The organism is Bartonella sp. MR90HLJMH, assembly GCF_042194115.1.
Lineage (GTDB): Bacteria > Pseudomonadota > Alphaproteobacteria > Rhizobiales > Rhizobiaceae > Bartonella > Bartonella grahamii.
The window spans coordinates 130437-146800 of record NZ_JBHIMM010000001.1 but is presented as its reverse complement, the minus strand read 5'-3'; the positions used below and the strand labels follow the sequence as shown (position 1 = coordinate 146800).

Sequence of the window (16364 nt, the reverse complement as noted above, 5' to 3'; positions counted from 1 at the left end):
ATTACTCTTCTTTATGAAAACCACTTGACCATTCCCACAACCGAGCCAAATGGTCGTAGTCGCCTTCATATCGTTTTGACATGGGGACAGCATATGAGAGATAGCCTTGTTGTGGATTTTGATAATAAGTTATGAGTGCGATAAGATTTTCCCATGCATTTTCACCAAGATTAACAGCACTTAGGTGAGTTTTTCCGTCTTTTTTCTTTAAAAGAATTGATTGGGATTTAATTTCACCTTTTTTGTTAAGGGGTATGTAAAATAAATTTGAGGGAGTAAAATCTTGAAAATCTGGGAATCCCCCTTGTATGAGTAAAGCTGTTTCTAAAGCCAATTGCGGAAATAATAATTCACGAACTTGTTTTGATGAAGGAGGGGTACCAGTTTTGAAATCTAGAATTTCAACTGTTTTATCTGGCAAAACATCAAGACGATCAGCACGTCCTGAAAGGGTTACCCCTGTTGTTCCTATAGGGATTTTTTGTGATACCACTTCCGAATATCGCTCTCGCAGTCCTAAACTTTGTTCCCATTGAATAAGGCGTGGAGCAAGATTTTCAAAACTATTCCACCAAATTACTTCAATGTCGGGTGGAAAATTGAATTTATCAAACTCTTTACGTCCAATAGAAAGCAGCACATTGAGTGCATTTGCAGCATTTGGATTTTTTATTTGTGTGCAAAAAGCTGCAAGAATAGCGTGATAAAGTGTTCCACGTTCTGAAGCGCTAGGATCATGAATAAGTTCTTTAAGTGGTTTGAGCCGTAAGATTTTTTTAGCATAAATAGCATAAGGATCATACCGCAATGTTTCTATTTCAGTGACTGAAAAATGACGCGGACGTATATCAAGAGGTGGAGCAGGGCAAGGACGTTCCACCTCAGAAGTTATGCTTGTATGATCAAGCATCTTTGCCCAATGGCGTAGTATTTCACCTCGTTCACGGATTTTTTTCCAAACCTGTTTCCCTACAACTGTTTCCATGCGTTGTAGCCAGCGTGAAGGAATGGAGGGTGTATGATTAACGCGCAATGCGCGACTCATCACCACTTTATCCATTCCCATCGCCCATTGAAAATCATGCGCGGAAAGACCAATACGCTGCTCTGGTGGCTCCAGAGTTAACATCATTTTCATCGGTCGCGATAAAAAAGCATCATTTCGGGTTGATATCGGCCATGACCCTTCATTAAGACCGCCGATGACCACTGTATCAACTGTTTGCAAACGTGATTCCAAAGTACCCCAGATGAATAAACGTGGATGTCCTCCAGGCGAAGGTGTGACGGAACGGGTTGCTATTATGGCAGAAAACATAGCGGGCCATTCGCAAAGATGAAATGTTAATCCTGATTGATCACTGACCAATTCACGTAAAAATTTTGATAGGGCTTGTCCTGCTTCGTGTTGATAAAGATGTGCAAGAGAATTATCTTCATTGCGACCAAAATTTTCAAAAACCTCAACAGTTGCTATCGCAGCTTCGGTGATGGTGCATTCTTTCTCTTTTTTCATAAGAGATGTTAAAGGTTCAACAGCTTTCCTCAAAAGATGACAAAGGAAACGTGCTTCTTCACATTTCTGCTGATCAAGAGCGTTGATTTCAGAACTATTATGAAAGTGCGTTTCAATCCATTTTTCAAGAAATTGATCACATTCGCAAAGATTGATGCGCCCTGTATTCCCTCGAAGAATAAAAAGTTCAAAATTTTCTGCCATTTCGCGTAAACGATGACGGTTTTGTTGGAGTGTTGTCAGAGGATGTTTAAGAAGAGAAAGAAAAGCAATGGGATCATCGGGTTGCAACACATTTTCTAAAATAAGCCGTAAGAGAGTTACAGGCAATGTTTGTGCAAGTGGTATTCCGCTTGAATCATTTGCTTCAATTCCAAATCTCTGTAATTCCACAGCAACACGGCGTGCTAAATTACGGTCATTTGTAATAAGGGCCGCAGTTTTTTGGGGTTCTTCAATAGCTTTACGTAAGGTAACAGCTATAGCGAGAGCTTCTTCACGTTCATTTATAGCTTCAATAAATGACCAATCTGCACAAAGATTTTCATAATCATCACGGACAATTTGTATCCATTTATCTGTTGTAGAAGCTGGTCGGAGTGCTTCTGATAAAAGAGCCATTCGTCTTTTCTTTGTTATACTTTGTTGGCCAATTTCGCAAACATGATGACGTTGACACTCCATGAGAGTTAGAAGTTTTTTTAAATGATATTGAGGATGGCTAAAAACATTTTCTGCAGGATCAAAAAAATCACAAGCTGTTTTTTCTTTATGGCTTGTGCATAGTGCATTCCATTGTTCTTCATCCATATGAAGATCAAGGCCAGGAAGAACAACAGCCCCTTTTGGCAGAGAAGCTATAACCTTTAAAAGATGAGAAACTGCGGGCATAGAACCTGACACACCAGCTGCAATGACCGGTTTATCAGGCGGCATACGTCGTAAAGTCTCTGCGTGCATTGTGAGTGCTTGATTACGCCATTCAGCGGGATTACTTCGTTGTCTTTCTGTCAAGATTTTTGGCCAATTTTGCGTAACAATAGTCAAGAAATCGAGCGTTATTTGCCACCATTCAGCGACCATATCAGGTGCAATATTTTTAAGTTTTGACCAGTCTGCTCCTTCTGTTTCAATTTCGTCCATCAAGTGTGCTAAATCTTGCGCAAGCCAAATCGCATCAGCACTATGAGCCGGAATAAGCACATCTTCTGTGCCAAACATGGCACGCAGATGCGCAGGTAAATTTTCACGCCATGGACGAATAAGGCGTGCTAAAAGTAAAAGACGTTCGCTTTCTCCAATAGGCGGATCGAGAGTGCTGGTATGATTTTCAACAAAAAGGAAACTGTCTTCATCTACATCTCCTAGAGCACGAATGGTTGGCAAGAATGTTGATTGTGTATCACTTCTTTCAACAAAGGCTAAACGCAAAGCGCGAGCAGCACGACGTGTCGGAACATAAATAAGGCTATCGGCAAGGGCAGTTTGAATATCTCCACTGGAAGCGAAATTATCAATAAGGCTACCAGAGAGTAGTGCATCAACAAAGTGAGGCAAAAAAGCAGTTCCCGGAGAAATAGAAAAGACACGCGGTTTATAGGTCATATGATCTCATATTTGGGATAACAAATTTCAGCTTATTGATTATTTGTATTATTTTGACTGTATACAATATTTATACAAGGAAAAACTGAAAAGCTATATTTATACAGCAGATTTTTTATTTTAGATTTAAAAAATCAGTTTCATAAATAATATTTTCCCATAAAAAGCTTGGGAAAAAAAATAATATTTCCACCCTTCACAGCGAAAATAGATTACTTTGATGGAGAGAGTTTTGCAAAAGTTTATCGTGCAAGCCTCTATTTTGCTAGGATTACATCCCTTATGCAAAATAGAATGCCCAAAAATATCATTATGTTGCAATTTTATATGTTTGTTTTTAAAGAGACATCTTTCATTGTACTTGAGCTTACCTCGTAATGTCGTCCCGTAAATAATATAAATGAATAGTATAACTTAAACTTCCGTGAATGGGATAAGATACACCACACACCACCATCGTTACATCATAACGCTACAAACCACCATCATCACTTTTTTACCCTCACCCAATATTTTGAAAGCTCTTGGCTATGGAGAAGATTTATAAGAGGCTTTGTATTTCTTGCTTCCAGTGTTTTACGCACACATCAATCCTACTTATGACATGCAAACAAACGATTTTGATTGTTTCAATATAAGAAACTTATAATATTCAGATTTTTAACCCAATATAAAAAATGATAAATTATCATTATAAATCAAATTATTGTAGAAAATATTTTTCTTTATTTTAAGAGCGTACTTGGTAATCTTTAAAAGCAGAAAATTTTATTTTAGGAGCTCTTTCTGCCTCATAATTCAATGAAAAATGATTCTCCGCTAAAAAGACTGGATCACCTTCTAAATCATACGCAATAGCAGAGCGGTGATTGCTGAGAAACTTTTGCAACTCATCTTTGCTCTGCGCTGAAATCCAACGACATAAATTAAAACGCGCAGACTCAAAATTCACTGGCAAAGAATATTCTATTTTTAATCGTTCTTTTAAAACATCAATTTGCAAAGCACCAATAACACCAATGAGAGAAGGCGACCCATCATCAGGAATAAACAATTGTACAACCCCTTCTTCAGCCATTTGTTGCAAAGCTTCTTTGAGCTTTTTTGCTTTCATTGGATCGCCCAAACAAACACGACGCAAAATCTCTGGTGCAAAATTTGGTACTCCCTTAAAGAGGATATCTTCTCCTTCAGTCAAAGTATCGCCAATACGCAATGTTCCATGATTAGGAATCCCTACGATATCACCGGCATAGGCTTGATCAGCAATTTGGCGTGAACGCGCAAAGAAAAATTGTGGAGCCGAAAGTGTCATTGGTTTTCCTGTTCGAACCAACTTTGTCTTCATACCACGTTCAAGTGTTCCCGAACATACCCGAAAAAATGCAATACGATCACGATGATTAGGATCCATATTTGCTTGAATTTTAAAAACAAATCCCGTCATTTTAGGTTCCATGGCTATGACATTGCGCTGATCTGCACTTTGGTCACGAGGACTTTGACCAAAATCAATAAGCGCATTGATCAAATCACGAACACCAAAATTTCGCAAAGCTGAACCAAAATAAACCGGAGTCATATGACCTTCACGGAAAGCTTGAAGATCAAAATTCTTGCAAACACTTTGAGCGAGTTCTACCCCTTCAATAAAAGTTGAATGTTGATATTCAGGAAGTAAATGGACAACCTCTCTGGGATTTGAAACTATCTGCTGTGTTATCTCATCATCTTTTTGACGAAAACGATTATGATAAAGGTCATAGGTACCAACAAAATCTTTACCCGTACCAATTGGCCATGTTATAGGCGCAGTATCAAGAGCAAGCTTTTCTTCAATTTCATCTAAAAGCTCTATAGGATCACGTGCCTCACGATCCATTTTATTGATAAACGTAACAATAGGAATATCCCGCATCCGACACACTTCAAACAATTTTAATGTTCTAGGCTCAATTCCCCGTGCCGCATCCAAAACCATGACAGCACTATCAACAGCTGTGAGTGTGCGATAGGTATCGTCCGCAAAGTCCTCATGTCCTGGAGTATCTAGGAGATTAAAAATATGATTTTCATATTCAAACGTCATCACCGAAGTTACAACGGAAATACCACGATCACGCTCAATATTCATCCAATCAGAACGGGTTTGAATACGATCTTTTTTGGCTTTTACTTCTCCTGCAAGTTGAATAGCACCACCAAACAATAAAAGCTTTTCTGTCAATGTTGTTTTCCCAGCATCTGGGTGAGCAATAATTGCAAATGTACGGCGTCGCTTTACTTCCTGCACTCTCTTTTCCATTATTCCTCCACAGGACGTGCAAGCGCTTCAGCAATCAGTGCACGCATTTCATTAATCCCATAAAGCGCTATAAATGATCCCCATCGTGGACCTCGCTCTTGTCCCAGAAGGACTTCATACAACATTTGAAAAAAAACATTGGAAACACCAGGCCCACCTTCAGGGCTTTTTTTGCTATGATCTTGATAGCGTTCCGTTAACCGCGCAACATCAAGAAGCATATTTTGTAGCATATTGCCATCAACAGTTTCAGGTAAATTAGCTAATTTTTCATCAATTTGTGCTAATGTTGCTCGTTCGCTATCATCAGGGAGCCGGAATTTTTTGTTTGGTTTAACAAAAACATCAAAATATCTAATGGCAAACTTCACTAATTGATTAAGTTCTGGATAAGTTTGTGCATTTGCTCCTTTAGCGTAACGAGAAATAAAACCCCAAAGAACTTCTGCATTCTCCGCATTTGAAGCACTTACCAAATTTAAAAGCATCGCAAAGGAAACAGGCAAATCAACCTGCGGAGGACAACCATTATGAATATGCCATACAGGATTATTCAACCGCTCTTTCCATTCTTGGCGACCATAGGCTGAAAGATGCGCATAGTATTCATCAACCGCTTTAGGAATGACATCAAAATAAAGCCTTTTTGCTGTTTTAGGCTTTGAAAACATATAAAGCCCTAAACTCTCTGTTGGGGCATAAGTAAGCCATTCATCAATGGTTAAGCCATTTCCCTTGGATTTGGAAATTTTCTGCCCTTTCTCATCTAAAAATAGCTCATAGTTGAATCCTTCTGGGGACTTCCCACCTAATACTTTACAAATTTTAGAAGAAAGATTTGTGGAATCGATAAGGTCTTTTCCTGCCATTTCATAATCAATGCCAAGTGCTGTCCAACGCATTGCCCAATCCACCTTCCACTGACATTTAACCTTGCCCCCCGTAACCTCTGTTTCTATGGTTTCTCCTGTTTCTGGTTCGATATAAGTAACTGTACCTTTTTCAACATTACGCTCAATCATCGGTACCTGTAATACTTTTCCAGAAAAAGGAGAAATTGGTAAAAAGAGCGAATAGGTCGCTTGCCGCTCTGCACCCAATGTTGGTAAAATAATTGCCATAACCTTGTCATAACAGGCAAGGATTTTCAAAAGTGTTTCATCAAAACGACCAGAATGGTAATAATCCGTAGCACTTGCAAATTCATAATCAAAACCAAAACGATCAAGGAAAGCCCGTAGCCGCGCATTATTTGCTGCCCCAAAAGAAGGATAGTCATCTCCAAAAGGGTCGGGTACACGGCTCAACGGTTGACCAAGATAATGTTCCATCCTCTCGCGATCAGGCACATTCTCAGGAACCTTGCGCAAACCATCCATATCATCAGAAAAACAAAGCAATTTTGTTTTTACTTTATTCTCCGTAAGAATATGAAATGCATGACGCACCATGGTTGTACGTGCAACTTCCCCAAAAGTACCAATATGCGGTAAACCAGAAGGTCCATAACCTGTTTCAAATATCACACTGTCTGGATAACCCGTCTTTTCATACCGTTTGATAATCTTACGTGCTTCTTCAAATGGCCAAGTTCTCGATTGAAAAGCCGCATCTTTTAATTCAGGCGCAAGGTTAAGGGTATCACACTGATCACGCATCATTATTTGTCCTAAAAATTACACTCTTTCAAAATAGGGTGTATGGTTCTTGAATTTATTCGTCAATAATAGCAAGCAAAAAGATGAAAATTTCTTTATACTCTTAAGTCACAATACAAAAATCGCCCTCGCTATAAACATATTTTGTTCTGATAAAAATCAAAAACATTCAATATTATAAAGCAAAATTGACTTGTTTTGATTATCAGAGCCTTCATTGCTATTATTATCATGAATTTTGCTTATTATACTGATTTAGTACAAAAGCGAAGCCTCTAACATTGAATGAAAGGACTGCAAAAACCAACAGATAAAAATGCTTAAGTTAGGCATTCCATACAAAAGTACTTCCCCTACTTTACACTTGTCACTGTAATTTTCTATTTCTTTTTTTGTCACCTTGATGACGCATTGCTAATGTACGCAAACGTAAAGCATTTAATTTAATAAAACCAGTTGCATCTCTTTGATCATAAGTACCTTGATCATCCTCGAAAGTTACCAACTCACTCGAATAAAGTGATTTTTTACTTTGGCGCCCTTCAACAATTACGTTTCCTTTATAGAGTTTTAACGTGACTTCACCTTCAACATGTTCTTGAGATAAATCAATAGCTGCCTGCAGCATCTTACGTTCCGGCGAAAACCAAAATCCATAATAAATGAGTTCTGCATAACGTGGCATCAATTCATCTTTCAAATGAGCTGCACCACGATCTAGCGTTAAAGATTCTATAGCTCTGTGAGCCGTTAAAAGAATGGTCCCCCCTGGTGTTTCATAAATACCCCGCGATTTCATACCCACAAAGCGATTTTCTACCAAATCTAACCGACCAATACCATTATCGCGCCCATAATGATTTAATTCTGCAAGTAAAGTTGCAGGAGATAAATTTTTTCCATTGATTGAAACAGCATCACCTTTTTTAAAGCCAAGAGTGATTCTGGTTGCTTGATCTGGAGCATCTTCCACCGAAAGAGTACGCATATGGACATATTCAGGAGCAGGAAGTGCTGGATCTTCTAAAATCTTTCCTTCTGATGAAGAATGCAATAAATTTGCATCCACTGAAAAAGGTGCTTCGCCTTGCTTATCCTTTTCTACAGGAATTTGATGTATACGAGCAAATTCAAACAGATCTGTCCGACTCTTAAAATCCCAATCACGCCATGGAGCAATAATCTTTATATCAGGGTTAAGAGCATAAGCGGAAAGCTCAAAGCGTACCTGATCATTGCCTTTGCCCGTTGCCCCATGAGCAATTGCATCTGCTCCTGTTTCCTTAGCAATTTCAATAAGGCGTTTTGAAATAAGTGGGCGTGCAATTGATGTTCCTAAAAGATAAGTTCCCTCATAAACGGTATTGGCTCGAAACATCGGAAAAACAAAATCACGCACAAATTCTTCGCGCAAATCTTCAATATAGATTTCTTTAACACCTAACATTTCAGCTTTACGACGAGCAAATTCTAGCTCTTCCCCCTGCCCCAAATCCGCTGTAAAAGTTACAACTTCAACGCCTAGCGTACTTTGCAACCATTTGAGAATAATTGACGTATCCAATCCCCCTGAATAAGCCAAAACAACTTTTCTAATATTTTGCCACTTCTTCATTTCAAAATTCTATATGAGCTGCTCTTTTATCTCTACCTAGAAATCAAAACAATGCAACAAATATAAAAATAAATTCTCTTTAAGCAACATTAAAAAGACGCAAAAAACGTAAATAAAAACGCTTTAGAGTGTAAATAATGAATACTGCTTAAAAATAAAAGGAGATTTACGTGTCATTTCTACCGGAGTGGTCTATTGTTGTACAATTTGCTTTAGCATCGTTGATTTTAGCACTTATTCCAGGACCTGATATGATGCTTTCTGTAGGACGAACCATTACACAAAGCAAAAAAGCTGGAATTATGTGCGCCTTGGGTAGTGCAACAGGGTTTGCCATTCAGGTTACCGCTGTAGCACTTGGCTTATCAGCGCTTATTTTTGCTGCGCCACACACTTTTATTCTTCTAAAAATTGCTGGCGCCTTTTATCTTTTATGGTTTTCTTTTCAAGCGTTACGGAGAAATCCAACTTTTTCCTTCGAACAGACATCTTCTAAATCTCAAAGCGCTAAACGTAACTATCTTGCTGGTATTGGAATCAATCTTTTAAATCCTAAAGTTATACTCTTTAACGCGACATTCTTACCACAATTTATCAATGCGGATGATCCTATGGCAACACAAAAGCTACTCTTTTTAGGACTCTCTTATATCCCTATTTCTTTTCCCATTACAATTTCTATCGTTTTTACAGCGCATAAACTTACCAAAATTCTCAAGAAAAAACCTCTTTATATTCGCTTTCTCGACTGGCTTATTGCTGGTACTTTTACTATCTTTGCCCTCCATCTCCTTATAGTTACAAAAATTGATTTATAAATGTAATTTATCGTTTTTAATTTAAATGAGAACCAAAATATTGTAGGATTCTCTCATTTCAAACCTGTTTATTTTGAATCAAACAATATCTTTCCCTTGTACGTTATAAGCGAATCGGGAGTTTTCGTGTGTGAAGCGAAATCTTTTTAAAGAACGTAATAAACAAAAGAGTGAGGCAATACACAATCTCCACTTTTTAAAAGATATTACCGTAGATGCTTTTAAAAGTCATAAAATAGAATTAAAATGTACGATAATAATATGGAAATTAGTTAAGACCCTTAAGACTTCATATTGCCTCTAAATGAGGTTTCCTCCTTATTTTAGAAATTACGCAAACAGACTGCTATATACAATATTTCTCCCCATTGAGCATATAAAAGCTGAAACTGTTCGTCTAACACTTATCCATCTTAATCTCTGTCTCACACATGCTATTATATGCTGATTTACTGAAAAAAAAGCATAGGCTTTAATATCGCAGAAAGTTGCATTAACTAATGACCAATGGCATTTTCAAGTCGCAAACGTTCAGATTTCCGTAAACGCTCTGAAGCTGATTTAAGTTGTCCACATGCCGCTAAAATATCGCGTCCACGCGGTATCCGAATAGGAGAAGCATAGCCCGCTTGATTAACGACATCAGCAAAACGCTCGATTTGCTCCCAATCAGAACACTGATAATTGCTCCCTGGCCACGGATTAAAAGGGATTAAATTGATCTTAGCAGGAATCCCTTTCAATAACTTAATCAATCGCTTAGCATCATCTAAACTATCATTGATATCTTTCAGCATAACATATTCAAAAGTGATTCGTTTTGCATTGGAAAGACCAGGATAATTACGGCAAGCCTCCATTAGTAAAGCAAGCGGATATTTTTTATTAATGGGAACAAGCATATCCCTTAATGTATCGTGTACTGCATGGAGTGAAATCGCCAACATAACACCAATTTCTTCTCCGGTTCGGATAATTCCAGGAACAACCCCACTGGTTGAAAGCGTAATCCGACGTTTTGATAAAGAAAGCCCATCGCCATCAGAAGCAATTAATAAAGCTTTTTTAACAGCTTCAAAATTATAAAGAGGTTCTCCCATCCCCATCATAACAATATTGGTAATTTTGCGACCTTCAATGGGAACTATTGCCCCATCAGGGGTATTTTTATCAGGAAAATCACCCAAACAATCACGTGCAACCAATAATTGTGCCAAAATTTCTTCCGCAGTCAGATTGCGAACAAGCATCTGCGTTCCCGTATGGCAAAAAGAGCAAGTTAACGTACACCCTACTTGCGATGAAAGACATAAAGTACCACGTCCTTCTTCAGGGATATAAACCGTTTCAATTTCAACAGGCCTTCCAGCTCCACGTGCAGAAAAACGTAAGAGCCATTTACGCGTACCATCTTTTGATATTTGTTCTCCAACAATTTCTGGGCGCGCAATGGAGAAATGACACTTAAGTGTTTCTTGCATTGCTTTAGAAATATTCAGCATCTCATCAAAATTTGAAACACCACGCACATAAAGCCAATGCCAAAGCTGACGCACACGCATACGCGTTTGATGCTCTGGTACACCAACCGTCTTTAAAGCTTGCACCATCTCATCTTGTGACAAACCAATTAAAGAGAGCTTAGAACTCTCCTTCACGACCACATTATCTGTTTCTCGCGCAAAACATGAACCAACTGGTCTAAGGTCATAGGAAATGGCCATTGCTTTCCAATTCACATCACTATTCTAGAAATTATCGAAACCTTAATGGCACTTTTGAGCTGCATTTAATGCAGCAGTGACCCCTTTTAAGGAATAAGTATAAGTGGTATGCGTTCCTCGTTTTGATATCGCTTTCACTGTCATATTGCTTCCTGCACGCATAGCAGAAACAAGCTGCTTTTCTAGCTCTGATGAAGCCAACCAAGCTGAGGAATCTTTCGTGAAAAAATCAAAGTCCTTACCTCCAATGGTCACTGTCACTCTCGACCCTTCTTGAAGGGTATAACCAGCCATAAACTGCGGTTCAAACGAAATAGGTGAATGAGAACGCTTGGTAACCAAGAAAAAGTTATCACCATGATTAACTGTCGTTGGAAGAGCCTTCAAAGGTACCGATAACACATAGCAAATCGTATTTTTGGGCGATTTATAAGAATAGGCTCCCCACGCTTCAAATTGATTTAAACGGCTTGGCGTTTGTGCATATGCCACGCCCGCTGTAACAAAAACCATTACAGATGCAGCAATAACAGTCTTTTCAAACATCTTCATTTAGCTCACTTCTTTAGTCTCTAACAAGATTCTCTTCATTGGAAAAATTCAACAAAAACTCCTCGATATCCATGTGTTATTGTCTTAATTCCTTCAATAAGCGAAATATTTTCACACTAACCAGAATAGATTTCCACGTTCCATTGTGACCTTTTAATCGTTACCAAAACATAAACTTCTTATTCAATAACCACATTAAAAAATAACATCTTCATTTTATGCTACTCATTTCGTTTTTGTATAAAAAACGATTTCTTTAAGCTATAGAACTTCAAAACGAGATGAAAATATACCATCACTCTGTTAAGAAATAAACCATACTCTTTATGTCACAAGCAATCTGATGCAAAATTTTGAAAATACACCCCATACTCCCCGCAAAAAAGCTTAATCGCCTTACGGATATCACTTCTCGACTTTATGCATTCAATACATTTATGTTCACAAAATACTCCATCTTTCACCCATTATAGTGCATTCATACTTCGTATTCAATATCGTCCCGATAACACTTTTTCTCAATCTTCAAAATATCTTGTAAAAATAATAAAATATTATCAAGATATTAATAATAAAACATAAAGAATTCAGATTCTATCTCAATAATCACATACCACTTTGTTTCTTTTGATCTTATTTCCCTATATATTTTATCTCCAATTATTAATTTCTAAAATGATTTTAGTAGCTTATAATAGCTTAATCATATTATTTTAATATGTTAGACGACATTTTCCTTTCTGTTATAAAAAACTTCCTAAGAATTCTTTTGAAAAGTTTCCTTCTCTTATTTCTAAGTAATTTATCAACAAAAATATAAAATCTTTTTCTACAGCAATTTTAACCTTATCGTTTTTTAACAACATTTTAATCAATTAAAGTGGATCTGAATAAATCTTCCCATGCACAAAGCTGTTTCACCCAACCTAAAGCTATAACTTTCATTTTTACCGTACAAAATTGTTTTTTAGCATGGGCTCTATAAAACAGCTGACATCTAAATCATATCTATAAAATAGTTGACCTCCCCACTTGTGAAGAAGCAAACCGGCACCATAACACTATTTTCCAGCTCCCAATGTTTTGCTACAACCCTCGATACTTGAGACGATTCATAGGAAGCATTTTTACCCTTTCTTGTACAGTTTTTATCCACACGCTAATTCCATTTACAACATGCAAAATAGTGAATTATATTTATAAATCAATATCTTGCTATACTGAGGATACACTCTTATTTCTTCTTGAGCATTAAAATATTATCCCTAAACACTCAAACTCAATTTACGAAAAAATTCGATGCACAAATAAATTTTTCTGTTGATTTCTTTCCCGCTTTCAAAGGACAAAGATTCTTAATCCAATCTGGACTGAAAAAGTTTGGATTCTTGTCGAGCGGTCTCCTCTTGTCTTCCCACTTATGTGATTTACCTAACCAAAAGCTCTACAAACAAGTCCTGCTTAAGAATATTTACCACACATTCTAAAAGCATTTAATGTATTAAGAAGACTTACATGCCTTATCTCTCCACACCTCAAATGATGGCTTTTTACAGTACAACAGGATAAATGAACCCACGAAGCATAATGATTAGATGCTTTAATATACAAGAGCAAGTAACAAAAACAAGTACTTCGTTTTTGTTACTTGCTCTTTAAAAAGAAGGTTCGCTTAGAAACGATTTCTCAAAATTGCATGACATAACCTTTTGTTATCAGTCTTTTAAGATAAAAATTATATTATTTTCTACGTTCCGTGGTGTATACCTTGCAACTTATACACTCATAATATCTTCTAAGCTGCATTTGATTCTGAAGTTTGAATCAGTAAAGCATAAAGCGCATTAGCATTATGCGTATTGCGCAATTTTTGCACAACATCAGTGTGACGCAAAACACGTGCGATCTGTGATAAAGCTTTTAAGTGATCTGCACCAGCATTTTCAGGTGCTAAAAGGAGAAAAACGAGATCTATAGGTTCGTCATCAAGAGCTTCAAAATCAACAGGACTTTCAAGACGTGCAAATATACCAATGATCCGATTAATATCAGGTAATTTTCCATGAGGAATCGCAATACCTCCACCCAAACCCGTTGAACCAAGCTTCTCGCGTTGTAAAACAACATCAAAAATCACATGCTCACTAAGACCTGTTAGCTTGGAAGCTTTTTCGGCTAAAATTTGCAGAACCTGTTTTTTCGAATTAGCCTTAAGAGCCGGAATGATCGCTTCCGGTGCTATTAACTCACTCAAATTCATACTTTAATTTTCCTCTTACACGCTAAAATGCTCATCAATAAACCTATAAACGGTATAGATACTTAATGTTCTTTCACTTTTCGCAACATCGCATGTGTTTTTACTTTTCAATTTATAATGGGTGATGGCTCAATACATCTCATATCACTTCTAACACAACAATAAATAGTATTCGGATCATCATTAACGGCATGAGAAACCAAAGAAATGAAGTTGTTCATAAAGTTAATTTCCTCACGACTCTAGAAAAGGTCATTATTCATAAATTTATTAAACTTGTCATAAGAGTTGATGTATAATTCGCCATCAGAGTTTTTCTTTCTTTAAAAATGAGCCCTTAAATTAAGATGAAAAGCATACTGAGCAAAATGGACCTTTACTTTGAAAATTACTGTATAGCTTGAACATCGCCTTATAACAAGAATATAAAGGTTTTTAGAGATTTAATGATTGTTTTGAAAGGTTTATAGATTTATCCTGATATCTTTAGCCGAGCTCCTATTTTCAAATAGGCCATATAAACCAATAAAATACGACAACTCCTATTGAATAACCGCAATATATAACCGGTGCTCCCATCAAAATACCTAAAACAGCATCATCGATATATTATTTGATTCGACAGAGAAAAATATGATAAATATCTCTTACCTTTCAATAACACACGCATTTATTGAGAGCTTCGTTTATCACTCATTATCAAGTTAATCTAGTGATATCTTTTCTATGATACAATCATGAGCAAGCTAAACTTATAAAACAACAAACTAACCCTCTAATGATGAAGTCTTTTTCACCACTCAATAACAACATTAAGGTTATAGTCATAAAAGAAGTTTTGGCATAAATAAGGAGATTTTCAGTAATAATGTTTGGTTAAACTTAAATGGAAACTCGTGAAAGCTGTAAAATCAAAGAGAAAACTGATTTCCCAAATAAATTCTGCGTACATCAACGTTGTTGATAATATCATTAGGACAACCGTGAACTAACACCCGCCCTGTATGAATAATATAAGCGCGATCGACAAGCCCTAATGTCTCACGCACATTATGATCCGTTATCAGAACACCAATGCCACGCCTAGTTAAATGACGAATAAGTTGTTGAATATCGAAAATAGCGATAGGATCAATTCCTGCAAATGGTTCATCAAGTAACATAAAATGGGGACGAGAAGCTAAAGCGCGCGCAATTTCAAGTCGCCGACGTTCACCTCCAGATAACGAAAGTGCAGACATTTTACGTAAATGATCAATTTTAAATTCATGTAAAAGGCTATCTAACTCTTCACGTTGTTTAAGGCGATCTTTTTCAACGACCTCTAAAACAGCTTTAATGTTATTTTCTACTGAAAGACCACGAAAAATAGAAGCCTCCTGTGGAAGATATCCAATACCTAAACGCGCACGTCGATACATCGGAAGATGCGTAATATCAAATCCATCAATTTTAATGGATCCTCCATCAGATTTTATGAGCCCCGTAACCATATAAAAACAAGTTGTTTTACCTGCCCCATTGGGCCCTAAAATGCCAACGGCTTCTCCCGTACGAATGCCAAAAGAAACACCATTAACAGTTCGTCTTCCTCGATAAACTTTAATCAAGTTACTGGCAATCAAGGTCCCTTTTAAGGGATTTTTTGAAGCTTCACTTTCAAGATTATATTTATCGGTCTGTTTTTTTCTTTTGATTCCAAACATGAAATCTTAATGGCCATTCTTTTGATTTTGTTTTAAAATAATAGAAACACGACCTTTTTTCTTAGGCGTCTCACAACCTTCTAAAAAAGCCTTTCCGCTTTCCATATTTGCCGTTAGTTTGCACCCCGTGGCCACATTGTCACCGTCAGTTAACACAACATGACTCCCTGTCAAACTCATCATTTTTGACTTTCCATCAAAAACGCCTTTATCACCCGTAGCAATTTGCGTAGCAATTTTTATATAAACTTTTCCTAAAGCTTCCATTTTTTGTATACCCGACGAACCAAATAAAGAAACAGATGATGCCTTTGTATCTTCCTTGTTTTTATCAATTTCTTTATATGCTTTATCGTAGTAAACAACTAATTTTGCCGTTCTTAAAAGACGTTCACCTTGCACCACTGAAACATCACCTTTAAAAAGCGCTATCCCTTCTTTATCACGTATTTCCAAAGAATCTGCATGAAGTTCTACCGGTTCTTTGTCGCTTGATAAACTTATTCCAAAATGAGCCACTTCGGCATATCCTAAAACTGCTCCTCCTAACATTCCCATGCTAAAAGCCAAGGTCACACCTATCCATCTTTTGTACGATTTCATTA

At 37.1% G+C, this 16364-nt stretch carries 10 protein-coding genes; 1 reads left to right on the top strand and 9 read right to left on the bottom strand.

Annotated features, from left to right (window positions below):
- Window position 1: 1 nt before the first annotated feature.
- The 4 genes from addB to ACFIJ9_RS00610 form a co-directional block, all read right to left on the bottom strand.
- Window positions 2-3121, bottom strand: coding sequence for a double-strand break repair protein AddB (gene addB, locus ACFIJ9_RS00625; protein WP_375635371.1), 3120 nt, complete (start codon window positions 3119-3121; stop codon window positions 2-4).
- A gap of 730 nt (window positions 3122-3851) precedes the next feature.
- Entirely contained in the window at window positions 3852-5426 is a 1575-nt protein-coding gene (locus ACFIJ9_RS00620; RefSeq protein WP_208438469.1) for a peptide chain release factor 3, read from the bottom strand.
- Window positions 5426-7087: a lysine--tRNA ligase gene (locus ACFIJ9_RS00615; protein ID WP_375635370.1), complete on the bottom strand. Its 1662-nt coding sequence runs from the start codon at window positions 7085-7087 to the stop codon at window positions 5426-5428. The genes ACFIJ9_RS00620 and ACFIJ9_RS00615 overlap by 1 nt, the downstream gene beginning before the upstream one ends.
- Window positions 7088-7451: 364 nt before the next feature.
- Window positions 7452-8699: an argininosuccinate synthase gene (locus ACFIJ9_RS00610; protein ID WP_375635369.1), complete on the bottom strand. Its 1248-nt coding sequence runs from the start codon at window positions 8697-8699 to the stop codon at window positions 7452-7454.
- 170 nt (window positions 8700-8869) lie between these two features.
- Between ACFIJ9_RS00610 and ACFIJ9_RS00605 the strand changes: the two genes are divergently transcribed.
- Window positions 8870-9517, top strand: a complete 648-nt coding sequence (locus ACFIJ9_RS00605) for a LysE family translocator (RefSeq protein ID WP_375635368.1) — start codon at window positions 8870-8872, stop codon at window positions 9515-9517.
- Between the two features lie 497 nt (window positions 9518-10014).
- On the opposite strand, the gene rlmN is transcribed toward ACFIJ9_RS00605, so the two are convergent.
- The 5 genes from rlmN to ACFIJ9_RS00580 form a co-directional block, all read right to left on the bottom strand.
- Window positions 10015-11241 (bottom strand): 23S rRNA (adenine(2503)-C(2))-methyltransferase RlmN, encoded by a 1227-nt coding sequence (gene rlmN, locus ACFIJ9_RS00600; protein WP_375635471.1) that lies wholly within the window; start codon window positions 11239-11241, stop codon window positions 10015-10017.
- Between the two features lie 42 nt (window positions 11242-11283).
- On the bottom strand, window positions 11284-11787 hold the full coding sequence (locus ACFIJ9_RS00595; protein ID WP_026500150.1) for an invasion associated locus B family protein: 504 nt from the start codon (window positions 11785-11787) through the stop codon (window positions 11284-11286).
- A gap of 1801 nt (window positions 11788-13588) precedes the next feature.
- The gene (gene ptsN, locus ACFIJ9_RS00590) at window positions 13589-14053 is read right to left on the bottom strand and encodes a PTS IIA-like nitrogen regulatory protein PtsN (RefSeq protein ID WP_012754449.1); all 465 of its coding nucleotides are present in this window, start codon (window positions 14051-14053) and stop codon (window positions 13589-13591) included.
- A gap of 911 nt (window positions 14054-14964) precedes the next feature.
- Window positions 14965-15759, bottom strand: coding sequence for an LPS export ABC transporter ATP-binding protein (gene lptB / locus ACFIJ9_RS00585; protein ID WP_375635367.1), 795 nt, complete (start codon window positions 15757-15759; stop codon window positions 14965-14967).
- 6 nt (window positions 15760-15765) lie between these two features.
- A complete protein-coding gene (locus tag ACFIJ9_RS00580; protein WP_375635366.1) occupies window positions 15766-16362 on the bottom strand; it encodes an LptA/OstA family protein in 597 nt (198 codons plus the stop codon).
- Window positions 16363-16364: the final 2 nt, after the last annotated feature.